12 protein-coding genes are annotated in these 12,359 nt (G+C 73.9%); 5 read left to right on the top strand and 7 right to left on the bottom strand.

The features are described from left to right. Positions 1-46 precede the first annotated feature (46 nt). Positions 47-1,387 carry a streptophobe family protein gene (locus tag ACZ3TI_RS16555; protein ID WP_465726915.1) on the top strand — a complete coding sequence of 447 codons (1,341 nt, stop codon included), beginning with the start codon at positions 47-49 and terminating at the stop codon, positions 1,385-1,387. Positions 1,388-1,400: 13 nt separating this feature from the next. Here ACZ3TI_RS16555 and ACZ3TI_RS16550 read toward each other — a convergent pair whose 3' ends face one another. From ACZ3TI_RS16550 to ACZ3TI_RS16530, 5 genes are all read right to left on the bottom strand, one after another. Continuing rightward, a complete protein-coding gene (locus tag ACZ3TI_RS16550; protein WP_465726914.1) occupies positions 1,401-1,898 on the bottom strand; it encodes a hypothetical protein in 498 nt (165 codons plus the stop codon). 87 nt (positions 1,899-1,985) lie between these two features. After that, positions 1,986-2,360: a DUF1304 domain-containing protein gene (locus ACZ3TI_RS16545; protein ID WP_465726913.1), complete on the bottom strand. Its 375-nt coding sequence runs from the start codon at positions 2,358-2,360 to the stop codon at positions 1,986-1,988. 37 nt (positions 2,361-2,397) lie between these two features. Next, positions 2,398-3,402, bottom strand: a complete 1,005-nt coding sequence (locus tag ACZ3TI_RS16540; RefSeq protein ID WP_465726912.1) for a serine/threonine-protein kinase — start codon at positions 3,400-3,402, stop codon at positions 2,398-2,400. Then, positions 3,399-4,019, bottom strand: coding sequence for a hypothetical protein (locus ACZ3TI_RS16535; RefSeq protein WP_465726911.1), 621 nt, complete (start codon positions 4,017-4,019; stop codon positions 3,399-3,401). The genes ACZ3TI_RS16540 and ACZ3TI_RS16535 overlap by 4 nt, the downstream gene beginning before the upstream one ends. 221 nt (positions 4,020-4,240) lie before the next feature. After that, a complete protein-coding gene (locus ACZ3TI_RS16530; RefSeq protein ID WP_465726910.1) occupies positions 4,241-6,595 on the bottom strand; it encodes an ABC transporter ATP-binding protein/permease in 2,355 nt (784 codons plus the stop codon). Here ACZ3TI_RS16530 and ACZ3TI_RS16525 point away from each other — a divergent pair. Beyond that, complete coding sequence (locus ACZ3TI_RS16525) at positions 6,562-7,530, top strand: acyltransferase (protein ID WP_465726909.1); 969 nt, start codon at positions 6,562-6,564, stop codon at positions 7,528-7,530. The two genes, ACZ3TI_RS16530 and ACZ3TI_RS16525, sit on opposite strands and share 34 nt — an antisense overlap. 84 nt (positions 7,531-7,614) lie before the next feature. Here the strand turns inward: ACZ3TI_RS16525 and ACZ3TI_RS16520 are convergent, their stop codons facing one another. Beyond that, on the bottom strand, positions 7,615-8,343 hold the full coding sequence (locus tag ACZ3TI_RS16520) for a hypothetical protein (protein WP_465726908.1): 729 nt from the start codon (positions 8,341-8,343) through the stop codon (positions 7,615-7,617). Next, positions 8,340-8,972, bottom strand: coding sequence for an RNA polymerase sigma factor (locus ACZ3TI_RS16515; RefSeq protein WP_465726907.1), 633 nt, complete (start codon positions 8,970-8,972; stop codon positions 8,340-8,342). The genes ACZ3TI_RS16520 and ACZ3TI_RS16515 overlap by 4 nt, the downstream gene beginning before the upstream one ends. 226 nt (positions 8,973-9,198) lie before the next feature. Between ACZ3TI_RS16515 and ACZ3TI_RS16510 the strand changes: the two genes are divergently transcribed. From ACZ3TI_RS16510 to ACZ3TI_RS16500, 3 genes are all read left to right on the top strand, one after another. Further along, positions 9,199-10,002: an SAM-dependent methyltransferase gene (locus ACZ3TI_RS16510; RefSeq protein WP_465726906.1), complete on the top strand. Its 804-nt coding sequence runs from the start codon at positions 9,199-9,201 to the stop codon at positions 10,000-10,002. 126 nt (positions 10,003-10,128) lie between these two features. Continuing rightward, positions 10,129-11,049, top strand: coding sequence for a class A beta-lactamase (gene bla, locus ACZ3TI_RS16505; RefSeq protein WP_465726905.1), 921 nt, complete (start codon positions 10,129-10,131; stop codon positions 11,047-11,049). 283 nt (positions 11,050-11,332) lie between these two features. Further along, positions 11,333-12,220: a DMT family transporter gene (locus ACZ3TI_RS16500; protein WP_465726904.1), complete on the top strand. Its 888-nt coding sequence runs from the start codon at positions 11,333-11,335 to the stop codon at positions 12,218-12,220. The last annotated feature ends 139 nt before the right edge of the window (positions 12,221-12,359 follow it).

Here is a 12,359-nt window from a genome sequence, read left to right as displayed (position 1 = left end):
AGTAGCCCAGTGACCGAGTGACCGATCCAGCGACCAGGAGGCGGCAATGCAGCAGCCCACCACCCGGGCCGCGGGCCCGCCCGGCGCCGTCCGCGGCTGGCTGGACGCGCTCGCCGTCGTGCTGGCCGGGCTGGTCGCGATGGCGGCGGTGGCCGCGCTCGGCCTCTGGCTGGCCGGCGCCGACGGCCTCCCGGACGGCGGTTTCCTGTCCGTGGTCGCCGCGACGATGGCGCTCGCCGTCGGCGGATCCGTCCAACTCGACGGCGGTGCGGGAAACTTCGCCGCCGTGGACGCCGGGATCAGTGCGATGCCGCTGACCGTCTCGGTGGCCGGAGCGGTCACGATGGCCGAGGTGTTCCTGCGTCAACTGCGCTTCCGCGCGGTGGCCTCGGGCGGCGAACTGCTCGGCCGGATCGTCCGGACGGTCGTGCTCTGGGTGCTCGGCCTCGTCCTGCTGACCCTCGGCGCCCGGCACAGCTTCGCCGTCCCGCTCGGCCCGGACCTGGTGCAGTCGATCGGCGGAGCGCTCGGACTCACCCCGGAGGTGGGCTTCCACGCGGAAGGCCCGAGCACGGTCGGCATCGGGCTGGCCTGGATGCTGCTGGTGCTGGCGGCGATCTTCGCGGTGTCCCGCCGCGCACCGCTGCCGCCCGCCCTGGTGCGCTACCAACTCGCCGTCCGCCCAGCCGCGTTCGCGCTCTGGATGGTGCTGGTGGCGTACCTGGTGATCGGTGCGGTGGCCGGGGTGGTGACCGCGATCGTGCACGGCAACGCCCGGCAGACCCTGGCCGTGGTGCTGCTCGCACTGCCCGACCTGGTCTGGCTGGCGTTCGGGGTCGGGCTCGGCGCCGAGTGGCAGGGGCGGCTGGTCGGCGCGATCGGTCTGCCCGTCCCCAAACCGCTCTCCGACGTGCTGCGCGCGCCGGACGGGCAGCAGGCGACGATCGACCTCGGCACCCTGGCCGACCAGGACGCCCGCGCCTGGTTGCTGCTGCCGCTGGCCGCCGTCCTGCTGCTCGCGGCCGCCTTCCTCGCGGCCCGCCGCTCGCCCCGCACCGTCCGGCTCTGGCAGCACGCCGTGCGGTTCGCGCTCGCCACCGCCGTCACCATGCTGCTGGTGGGCCTGTGGACCCGGATGGACGCCGAGTACGGGCTCTCCGTCCTCGGCGTCGGCCTCGGTCAGGGCGGCCTCGGTGGCCTGCTCGACTCCGTTCTCGGCGGCTCCAATCCGTTGCCCGACCTCGGCAGCGGCAGCCTCGAGCTGCGCCCGTCGCTGTGGACGGCCGTTCCGCTGGCGGCGGGCTGGGGCCTGCTCACCGGTGCGCTCGGTGCGCTGCTCGCCGCCCGGGTGCGACACCCGGGCGAGGTCGAGGAGGGTCAGCCGTAGGGTCCGTCCGCGCTCAGAACAGTCGGTGGCCCTGCACCAGGGCGGTCCTGGTGCCGTCCTCCCGGACGAGCCGGAGCTTCTTCACCCCGCTGTGCACCGTCGCGCTGAACAGCAGCGACGGGCCGATGATCACGCCCGCGGCGGCCAGCGCGACGAGCAGGCCGATGTTGTCGGTCGTCCGGTCGTCTCCCTCCTCGACGGTCTGGCCGCCCAGGTGGATCAGCATCGGCACGGTCACCAGGAGCGAGAGCAGCAGCAGCCAGCCCAACGCGCGGTGCACCAGCTGTTTGGTCCTCGCCCGGGTGGCGCTCTCCACCCGGACGGAGAAGGCCCGGGTGCAGCGCGGGCAGAGGATCGCGATGTCCTCGTCCCCCTGAGCCGGGCGGGGCGCGCCGCCCGTCGGCACGTGGGAGATGCTCCATGTGACCGTCGTCGTGGTGAGTCCGCGCTCCACGCCCGCCCTGCAGCCGATGCTCACCACGTACCTGTCGCCGATCGCGGACCGCGCCACCTGCCACCCCCAACCGCCGCCGCGCCCGTCGCGGGGTAGGCGGATTGTAGCGGCGCCGGAGGTCGGGGGAAAGCGGGTGACCGGCCGTCAGAAGGCTTCCGCCAGAAGGATCACCACCGCCGGGACGGCCTGGCCGAGCGCGCCGCGCCACACCTTGGGCTCCGAGACGAAGAGGGTGATCCCGGCCGCGACCAGGAAGGCGCCGATGTAGAGGATCACCGCGCGTCCGGAGCCGCTGTGCCCGGTGTGCAGCAGGACCAAGCCCGCGACCAGGCCGAACGCCAGGAAGAGGTTGTAGAAGCCCACGTTGAAGCGCCACAGCCGGACCTCGGGGGCGTCCGCGGTGTTGCCGGTGAGCAGGTAGCGCACCCGCGGGTGGCCGTAGAGGAAGCTCTCCAGCGGCCAGACACCGAGGTGGATCGCGGCGGCGATCATGGCGAAGACCTGGCTCACGGCATTCATGGCGCGGTGCTCCCTTCGGCGGGCTCCCCGGTGGGGCTCACCACAGCGGCGGGTGGACGACCGGGGCGGCCCAGACGGGCGGCTCGGGCACGGCGGTCCGGCCGGCGGAGGCCGCCGGGACGACCTGCGTGGGCGGACCCTCCCCGCTCCACCGGGCCCGGGTGGCCGCCGTCGCGGCGCGCAGCTCGGCGACGAACTGCAGGCAGCTGGCGTACCGCTCCTCGGGGGTCTTGGCGAGCGCCCGGGTGACGACCGCCGCCACGGCGGCCGGCAGGTCGGGCCGGTGCTCGTCCAGCGCGGGCGGCGGGTCGTTGAGGTGGGCCCAGAGCAGCGCGAGGTCGCTCTCCCGGCGGAACGGCGGAACGCCCGCGAGCATCTCGAAGACCACGCAGCCGAGGCTGTACTGGTCGCAGCGCCCGTCCAGCGGCTTGCCGGAGATCTGCTCGGGCGCCGCGTAGTCGAGCGTGCCGACGATCTGGCCGACGCTGGTCAGCCCGCTGAGCGAGAGCGACTTCTTGGTGAGCCCGAAGTCCGCCAGGTACAGGTGCTCGGGGTGCTCGCTGTCCGTGCCGGCGGCGACCAGCACGTTGCCCGGCTTGACGTCCCGGTGCACCAGGTCGTGGTCGTGCGCGGCGTCCAGGGCGGAGGCGATCTGCAGGGCCAGCCGGGTGGTCCGCTCGACCGGGAAGGGGCCGCCCCGGTTGATCAGGGCGCGCAGGTCGCCGCCCTCGACGTAGCGCATCGCGATGAACAGGATGCCGTCTTGCTCGCCCGCCTCGAACACCGGGATGATGTGCGGGTGGTCGATCGCGGCGGCGGCCTCCGACTCGTGCATGAAGCGCTGGCGGAACACCTCGTTGCGGGCCAGCTCGGGGGCGAGCAGCTTGACCGCGACGGTCCGGCCGAGCCGCAGGTCCTTGGCCCGGTAGACCACGGCCATCCCGCCGCGCCCGATCTCGCTCTCCAGCCGGTAGCCCGCGACCTTCCGCCCGACCAGTCCGGCGGGCAGGCTGGGGGCGGACGGCTGCTCGGCCGGGGTCACGGCTCGCCCGCCTGGGTCGGGGCGTACGGGCTGTGCGCCGGCGACGCGGCCCCTGGCGGGGGTGTCTGCGCCGGGGAGGGCGTCGGTGCCGGTGTCGGCGCCGGTGCGGGCCTTGGCGTCGGCGAGGAGGACGGCGGCCGGTCGGCGCCCGCGTACGTCTGCAGCTGCAGCCCGTCGCAGTAGCACCAGCGGTCGTGCACCGGGTCGAACACCCAGAGCGCCTCGCCGTCCACCACCAGGCCCACCCGCAGGCCGCGGGTGCGCTCCCGGAAGGCCTCCAGGTCGAGGGTGCCCGCGGCGAGGTCCTCCAGCAGGGCGCGGTAGCGGGCCAGCGCGGTCTCGGCGTCGGCGAGCGCCGGGCGCGGGTCGGCGGTCCGGGCGGGCGGGCCTCCGGCGGCGGGCGGCGGCTGCGGGAGGGCGACCAGCAGGCGTCCGTCCACCCAGGTGGTCCAGCCGTTGGCGCACAGGATCTGCGCCCAGTCGCCGTGGCGGCCGAGCAGCTGCAGCGGAAGCAGCGCGTCGAGCCGGGCGGAGGGCCGTGCCGGGTCCGGGGCCGTCCAGGAGGCCAGTCCGCCCGGCGGGGCGACGTGGGTGGGGCGGAAAGCGAACTCGTCCATGGGCGGCTACTTTTCCTCCGCCGCGCGACCCCCGCCGCGCGCGGCACGACTCGCACCACAGGGCTGTTCCCACTCTACCGGTGGTGGCCCGGGCCGACCCGGCGTCGCACGCCGGTCCGTGTCCGGGCCGAGGCCGACCGCGCACGTCCGCGGCGCCACTCGCGCATGATCGGGGCGCTGTGCGGGCACATCCGCGGCGCTGTCTGCGCACGTCCGAGGCGCTACTTGCGCATGATCGCGGGCTCGTGCCGTCGCAGCAGGGCCAGTACCAGCAGCCCGTACCCGGCCGACAGCAGCGGCAGCAGGACCATGCACAGCTCCCACCCGCGCCGCTCGTGGCGGAACATCGGGTCCTGGGTGATCTCGTTCGGGAAGAGCGTGTGCAGCTCCACCGTGCGGCCCATCGCCGACATGCCCCAGCGGGACGGGATCAGCCAGGCGAACTGCTCCAGCCCGGGCACGCCGTAGAGCTTGAGCATCAGGCCGCTGAAGACGATCTGGACGACGGAGAGGAGCACCAGCAGCGGCATGGTGGCCTCCTCCTTGTCCACGAGCGCGGAGACCACCAGTCCGAGCATCATCGCCGAGAACGCGAGCAGCGCGACGGCGATGATCAGTTCGGGGAGGTGCGGCATCACGACGCCGGTCGGCACGGCCGCGGAGAGGTCCACCCCGGCCAGGCCGACCACGGTGAGCACCGCAGCCTGACTCACGGTGACGACGCCGAGGATCACCACCTTCGACACCAGGTAGGCCGATCTGGACAGCCCGACCACCCGTTCCCGCTGGTAGATCGCGCGCTCCTTGACCAGCTCGCGCACCGAGTTGGCAGAGCCGGTCAGCAGCCCGCCGATGCACAGGGTGAGCAGGCAGTTGACGGCGTTGACCGGGGTGAGGCGGGAGCCGGCCATCGCCCGGCACATCAGGCCGATGACGAAGGGCAGCACCACCATGATGGTGAGGAACAGCCGGTCGGCGGCCAGGACGGAGGCGTACCGGCGCACCAGGGTGCCGAGCTGGGAGAACCAGCCCTGCGGCTTCTCCCGGCCGATCGCCGGTGCCCGCTCCGGCTCCGGTGTCCGCGCGGGGGCGGGCACCGAGGGCACCGCCTCGGCCGTCACGTACCGCCGGTACTGCGGGGAGGCACGGAAGCGGGTCTGCCAGCCGGCGTGGTCCTCGTTCTCGAAGGCCTCGAAGGCCTCCGGCCACTCCTCGTAGCCGAAGTAGCCGAGCGCCTCGCCCGGCGGCCCGTAGTACGCCGTCCGCCCGCCCGGGGCCAGCACCAGCAGCCGGTCGCATTCGTTCAGGCTGAGCACACTGTGCGTCACCACGACCACCGTGCGGCCGTCGTCGGCCAGCCCGCGCAGCATCTGCATCACCGAGCGCTCCATGCCCGGGTCCAGGCCGGAGGTCGGCTCGTCGAGGAAGAGCAGGGACGGCTTGGTCAACAGCTCCAGGGCCACGCTGACCCGCTTGCGCTGACCGCCGGACAGACTCGCGATCACCTGGTCCGCCCGGTCGTCCAGGCCCAGTTCGTGGATCACCTCCAGGACCCTGGCCTCCCGCTCGTGCGGGTCGGTGTCGCCGGGGAAGCGCAGCTCGGCGGCGTAGGACAGGGCGCGGCGGACGGTGAGCTGGGTGTGCAGGATGTCGTCCTGCGGCACCAGGCCGATCCGGCGGCGCAGTTCGGCGTAGTCGCGGTAGAGGTCGCGTCCGTCGTACAGCACCGTGCCCTCGTCGGCGGGGCGCAGCCCGGTCAGGGCGTTGAGCAGGGTGGACTTGCCCGCGCCGCTCGGGCCGGCCACCGCGAGCAGGGCCTTCTCGGCGAGCGGGAATCCGACGTCGTCCAGCAGTACCCGCCGGTCGCGGCCGACCCGCACCACCAGGTGCTGGACGTCCAGGGAGATCTCGCCGGTGTCGGTGTACTCGACCAGGTGGCCGTCGGCGAGGCAGAGCGCGGAGTGGCCGATGCCGACGATGTCGGCCGGGCCGACCGGCGCGCGCTGGACCGGGCTGCCGTTGAGGTAGGTGCCGTTGTGGCTGTCCAGGTCGACGATCTCGTGGCCGCCGTCCGGCAGCTCGCGTAGTTCGGCGTGGTGCCGGGAGACCACCAGGTCGTCCAGGACGAGGTCGTTGTCGTGCGAGCGGCCGATCCGGACGGTGTGGCCGGGCAGCTGGAGCACGGAGCTCGGGCTGCGGAACGTGCCGGAGCTCTGCGGGGCGACCAGGGACGGGCGCTCGTCCCGGGCGGGGGCGGGCAGGCCGGCGAAGGTCGCAGACGGGCCGTCGGCCGGATCGCCGAAGCGCAGCCGGGTGCCCGGGCCGACGTCCTCGCGGCTGACCCGCTGGCCCTGGTCGTAGGTTCCATTGGTGCTGCCGACGTCCTCCAGCAGCCAGTGGCCCTCGGTGGCGCGCAGGATCGCGTGATGCCAGGAGACCCGGGGGTCGTCCAGCACGATCTCGCTGCTCGGGTCGCGGCCGAGGTGGTAGGCCCGAGCCGGGTCGATCAGCTGGGAGTCGGTGTCGGTGACCAGGACGAGGGGTGGCGCGGTGGCTGCGCCGGCGCGCTCTGCCATGCTCGGAATTCTATCGCCGGGGGCCGCGAAGGGCCTTTCCGGACCGGCCTTTACGGACTGCAGGATTGGACTGGACCACTGGCCGGAGGCGGCACTATCGTTCGGCGTGCCCTCGCATTCCGCCCAGTGCCGGGTACTCAGTGCCGGGTGTAGCCGAGTGTCATCGAGTGCTTCGGAACGGAACCCATGAGCATCTGGCCCCAGTTGCGCCGATCCCGGACCGTCCGCGCCGGGCACGCCACCGGCGGGTGCTGCGCTGCGGCCTGATGGACACCATGCTCGCCGACCTCGCCGTCTCGGTCGTGCTCTGCTTCGAACAGCCCCTGGGCGACGACCGGCTCGCCGCCGGACTGGCCCGCGCCCTTGAGCGGGTCCCGGTCTTCGTCAGGCGGCTGCGGACGGTCGACGGCGTGCTGGAGGCGGTCTGCGACGACTCCGGCGTACCGCTCGACGTCCACACCGTGGACGGCACGCTCGCCGAGGCGATGGGCCGGGTGACGGCGGTCGGCGCCGAACTGGTCGACCGGGTGGACGCCCCGGGCGCGCGGGCCGGCGGCGCCCCGCTGCTCACCGTTCGGATCACCCGCACCGCCGATGGCGGGTCGGTGCTCGGCTGCTCCTGGCACCACGCGGTCGGCGACCTGCACAGCTTCCTGCTGCTGCGGATCTGGTCGGCGGCGGTCGAGAGGGAGCCGCTGCCGGAGGCCGAACTCGTCGACGACCAGGACGTGTTGCTGGACGAGCGCTGCCCGCCGAGGACTGCGGGCGACCCGGCCGCCGCCCGCCGCGCCGTCGTCGCCGCGCTGCCCGGACGCGACACCGCGATGGCGCCGCACCACTACCTCGTCCGGCGCGCGACGCCGGAGGGCGAGGAGGTCGTGGCCGGCAGCGGACGGGACCCGGAGATCGCCGCCCGGCTGTCGGCGCTTACCTGAAGGGATGACCGCGGGCCGCCGTCGGCCGTTCACTCCTCCGCGTCATCGCCGCTCACGCCGGCGCGCCGTCCTCGTGGTCGCCGCTCACGCCGGCGCGCCGTCCTCGTCGTCGGCGAGCCCCCAGGCGAGGTCCCACGAGCAGGCGGCGGTCGCCCCCGAGGTGAGCCCCCACGGGCTCGGGACCTCCTCCGCGTCGTCGCCCTGCAGTGGCAGCCGGTCGATCACCGCCACCAGCGCGGGCGGCAGCTGCGGAGCGAGCCCCCGATGCACCCGGGACAGGATGTCGCGGCGCACGGCCTCCGGCAGCAGCGGTCTGCTCATCCACAACGCCCGTGGACCGGGCGGGCGTTCGGCGGCGGAAAGCTGGTCCGACCAGGCCCGCCAGTAGTCGGCGTCGTCGGTCTCGCCGAGCATCAGGTGGTGCAGGTGCAGGCAGTACGCGGCCGTCCCGCTGCCCGAGCCGGCCGCGAAGCGCCACCAGAACTCCGCTCCCTCCTCCTTGCCGGTGGCGTACAGCAGCGCGCCGAACACCTCCGCCCCCTCCGGCTGGATCCGGCGCGCGTTCACCAGCAGGTCGAGCCCGCGGGAGGCGTCCGGCGCGCCCAGCACCAGCGCCACCACCAGCCCCAGCTCGAAGGAGGCCTGCTCGTACTCCGAGGGCAGGTGGGTCGGCGCGGCCGTCAGCCGGGCCTGGCGCACCTGCGCGATCCGCTCGGCATGGGCGCGTTCGGGCCGGGGCACGTGGAACACCGCGCGCCCCCCGCCCGCCGTACACGCCCCGCCCGACGGCTCGGCCGGCCAGGCGTCCGTCACAGTTCACCTCCGCGGTCCGGGAGTTCGCCCACCCCGAGCCGGCGCGCCAGCCGCTCGCGAGCGTGCCGCAGATTGGAGTGCACCGTCGCCACCGGCCGTCCCAGGTACGCCGCGATCACCTTGACGTGCAGTCCCAGCAGGTAGCGCAGGATCACCACGTCCCGCTGCCGGTCCGGCAGTTCGAGGATCGCCGCGTACAGCCGCACCTCGTCCGCCTCGCTGTGCAGCAGCCCGTTCGCCACCTGTTTGAACGCGCCGATCACCGCCGCGAAGGTGACCGCCTCCACCTCTACCGGCTCCTCGGCGGCGACCCAGTCCGAGACGTGCCGGTTGGCCAACCGCCAGGCGTACGCGGCCGGTTCCTCGAAGCGCAGCACCTGCGGCCAGCAGCGGGCCAGGTCGGCCTTCACGGCCTCGACCACCAGGGCGGCGTCGGCCTGGCTGCCTATCCTGGTCAACGCGAGGGCGTGCCAGGCGGGTTCGTGCGTCTCGCAGAACGCGGAGTAGGTGAGGTCCAGGCGCAGGCCGAGGTCCGCGCCGCCCGTTCGCTCCGGCCGCGTCCCGCCGGTGCAGTCCACTGCCGTCCCGCCCCGGTACCCGTGCACGGGGGCACCCCTGTCGATCGTCATCGAGCCTGCTTTCCGTGGCCGCCGGCTGCTCACCGCGCCACCCGAGGGTCGGGCTGTCCGCGCCCATCCTCATTCCATCAGGCCTGTCACTCCAGGCTGCAAAGCGAATACAGATTGTCATCTCATGGGATCTGGTGACTGATTGAATCGCTCCAGCCGTGATTGCCCCCCGGCTACCGTGGGCAGCAATGCGATCGGTTGCGCACGGTGCCGAGGGGGAAACGCGATGGGACTCTACGACGGGGTGGACCTGCGGCTGAACGTGCCGCACTCGGCCAGGATGTACGACTACTTCCTCGGCGGCTTCACCAACTTCGCCGCCGACCGCGAGGCCGCAGGACGCGCCCTCGCCGTCGCGTCCTGGCTGCGCACCGGCGCCCACGCCAACCGCGCCTTCATGCACCGCTCCACCCGCGTCCTCGCCGAAGCCGGGTTCGACCAGTTCCTCGACATCGGCACCGGCATCCCCACCTCGCCCAACCTCCACGAGGTCGCCCAGCGCATCCGGCCGGACGCCCGCGTCGTCTACGCCGACAACGACCCGATCGTCCTCTCGCACGCCCAGGCCCTGCTCACCGGCACCCCCGAGGGCCGCACCGCCTACGTCGAGGCCGACGTCACGGACGTCGCCCGCCTGCTCTCCGCCCCCGGCCTGCGCGACACCATCGACCTCGCCCGCCCCGTGGCGCTCTCCCTCAACGCCCTGCTCCACTTCGTCCCCGACGCCCACGGCGCGTACGGGATCCTGGAGCACCTCACGTCCGTCCTCGCCCCCGGCAGCGCCCTGGTGATGACCCACACCACGCCCGACTTCGCGCCCGAGGACATCGCCAACCTCATCCGGATCTACGAATCCGGCGGCACGCCCGTCCAGGCCCGCACCCTCCCCGAGTTCGCCCGCTTCTTCGACGGCTGGACGCTCCTGCCCCCGGGCATCGTCCCCACCCCGCTGTGGCGCCCGGCCCCGGACGAGCCGCCCGTCTCCGCCCCGGAGGCGAACGCGTACGCGGCGGTGGCCATCCGGCCCTGACCCGTTCGGGTCGGTTCCCCTCCGATTCCCTGCCGATTCGCGCCGTTGACGAACCATCGGGGCGCGAGTGGCGTCCTGTGACTCAGGAAGCGGCTCCGGCCGCGACATTCGGATAGAGGGGGAACCATGTCCACGCAGTCTTCGGAAGCCCGCCACAGCCGCCGAGCCGTCCTGGGGCTCGGCTTCGGAGCAGCAGTCGCCGTCACGGCCTCGACCAGCGGACTGGCGTACGCGGAGAGCGGCTCCGACACCCACCGCCTGCTCGCCGCCCTGGAGCGGGAACACGGCGCCCGGCTCGGCGTGTTCGCCCAGAACGTGCAGACCGGCGAGACGATCCGCTACCGCGCGGACGAACTGTTCCCGATCTGCTCCGTCTTCAAGACCCTCGCGGCCGCCGCCGTCCTGCGCGACCTCGACCGGGACGGCGAGTTCCTCGCCCGGCGGATCCACTACACGGCGGCCGACATCACGAGGTCCGGCGGCAACGACAGCTCGACGGTCACCAGGGACCACCTGGCGGACGGCATGACCGTCGCCGAGCTCTGCAAGGCGGCCATCGACCACAGCGACAACACCGCCGGCAACCTGCTGCTCCGCGAACTCGGCGGACCGACCGCCGTCACCGACTTCTGCCGCTCGATCGGCGACCGCATCACCCGCCTGGACCGCTGGGAGTCCGAGCTCAACTCTGCCGAGCCGGACCGCACCACCGACACCACCACCCCGCGCGCCATCGCCCGCACCTACCGCCGCCTCACCCTCGGCCACGCCCTCCCGTCCGCCAAGCGCGAACAGCTCACCACCTGGCTGCGCGGCAACACCACCAGCACCAACCGCTTCCGCAAGGGCCTCCCGGCGGACTGGGCCCTCGCCGACAAGACCGGCACCGGCCGGTACGGAACCGCCAACGACGTCGGCATCGCCTGGACCCCGTCCGGCGCGCCTGTCGTCCTCGCCGTCCTGACCACCAAGCCCGACGAGGCCGCCCTGAAGGACGAACCCCTCATCGCCAAGACCGCCACCCTCCTCGCCTCCGCCCTCGGCTGACCCCTCCCGCCCGGCGGGGACACCCCACCCCGCCGGGCACCGGCCCCGTCCTGCCGGGCGCTGCCTCGTCCCACCGGTGCTCCCTGCCGCGCCGGCCCTCATCCACCCCGCCTCGGCCTCCCGTGCACCCCCGTCTCCCGGGCCTCCTCCACCTCACCCGTTCCACCCGGGAGCCCCCGCCGCGCCGGGCCTCCTCCACCCCGCCTCTCCCTCCTGTGCACCCCCGTCTCCCCGGGCACAGACTGGTGGTGAACCGATGCTGTCCCGCGACGCTGGGAGACGCATGCTGCTGGGACTCACCACGGCGCTGGTCGCGACCGTCTGCTTCGGCTTCGGGGCGGTCTTCCAGGCGCGCGGGGCGCGGTCGGCTCCGCGTGCCGACCGGGTGCGGGCGGGCCTGCTGGCCGCGCTGGTGCGGTCCTGGCAGTTCCTGGTCGGGACGCTGCTGGACATCGTCGGCTTCGTGCTGAGCATCGTCGCCCTGCGCACCCTTCCCCTCTTCCTGGTGCAGGCCGTCACCAACGCGAGTCTCGCCGTCACCGCCCTGGCCGCCGTCTGGCTGCTGGGAGCGCGCCTGCACCGGGCGGACGTCGCGGGCATCCTCGCCGTCGTCGTCGGGCTGACCCTGCTGGCCCTCGGCTCCGGCGAGGACGGCCGGAACCACGCCCCGGCCGCGTTCCACTGGTCGCTGCTCGTCACCACCGCCGTGATGGTGCCCGCCACCCTCCTCCTGGTGCGCCGGTCGGGCAACGCGGCCGCCGCCGGGCTGGGCCTGCTGGCCGGGGCCGGCTTCGGGGTGACCAGCCTCGCGGTGCGCGTGCTGGACGCCTCCAGCCTGCTCGCCGTCCTCACCGACCCCGCCACCTACGCCCTGGTCGTGGGCGGCCTCGGCGGCTACCTCGCGTACGCGCTGGCCCTGCAGCGCGGCACGGTGACCGCCGCGACCGCCGCCGGGACGGTGGCCGAGACCTTCGGCCCGGCCCTGGTCGGGGTGGTGGCGCTCGGCGACGCCGCGCGCCCCGGATTCGAGTGGTGCGCGCTGACGGGCTTCGCGGTCGCGGTGGGCGGCACCTTCCTGCTGTCCCGCTTCGGTGAACTGGAGGGGGAGTCGGCCGAACTGTCGGCCGGACACCCGCACACCGAGGCGGCGCCCGCCGCCCCGCCCCGCTGAGCCGCTCGCCGCCCCGCCCCGCTGAGCCGCTCGCCGCTCCACCCCGCTGAGCCGACCGTCGCCCCGCCCCGGTAGCCCGGGCGGCTCCGCCGTGCGAAGGTGGCTTGCCGGACAAAACGGACGGCGACATGGCCTCAGA

This window comes from Kitasatospora sp. NPDC023120 (assembly GCF_055560835.1).
Note: the sequence above shows the minus strand (reverse complement) of the source record. Positions and strands in the feature narration are given on the sequence as shown.

Bases quoted from the DNA above. Each gene is read 5' to 3' on its own strand.
- ACZ3TI_RS16530 (WP_465726910.1), bottom strand. From the start codon at position 6,595: ATGGCAGAGCGCGCCGGCGCAGCCACCGCGCCACCCCTCGTCCTGGTC.
- ACZ3TI_RS16510 (WP_465726906.1), top strand. From the start codon at position 9,199: ATGGGACTCTACGACGGGGTGGACCTGCGGCTGAACGTGCCGCACTCG.
- ACZ3TI_RS16515 (WP_465726907.1), bottom strand. From the start codon at position 8,972: ATGACGATCGACAGGGGTGCCCCCGTGCACGGGTACCGGGGCGGGACG.
- bla (WP_465726905.1), top strand. From the start codon at position 10,129: ATGTCCACGCAGTCTTCGGAAGCCCGCCACAGCCGCCGAGCCGTCCTG.
- ACZ3TI_RS16555 (WP_465726915.1), top strand. From the start codon at position 47: ATGCAGCAGCCCACCACCCGGGCCGCGGGCCCGCCCGGCGCCGTCCGC.
- ACZ3TI_RS16535 (WP_465726911.1), bottom strand. From the start codon at position 4,019: ATGGACGAGTTCGCTTTCCGCCCCACCCACGTCGCCCCGCCGGGCGGA.
- ACZ3TI_RS16500 (WP_465726904.1), top strand. From the start codon at position 11,333: ATGCTGCTGGGACTCACCACGGCGCTGGTCGCGACCGTCTGCTTCGGC.
- ACZ3TI_RS16545 (WP_465726913.1), bottom strand. From the start codon at position 2,360: ATGAATGCCGTGAGCCAGGTCTTCGCCATGATCGCCGCCGCGATCCAC.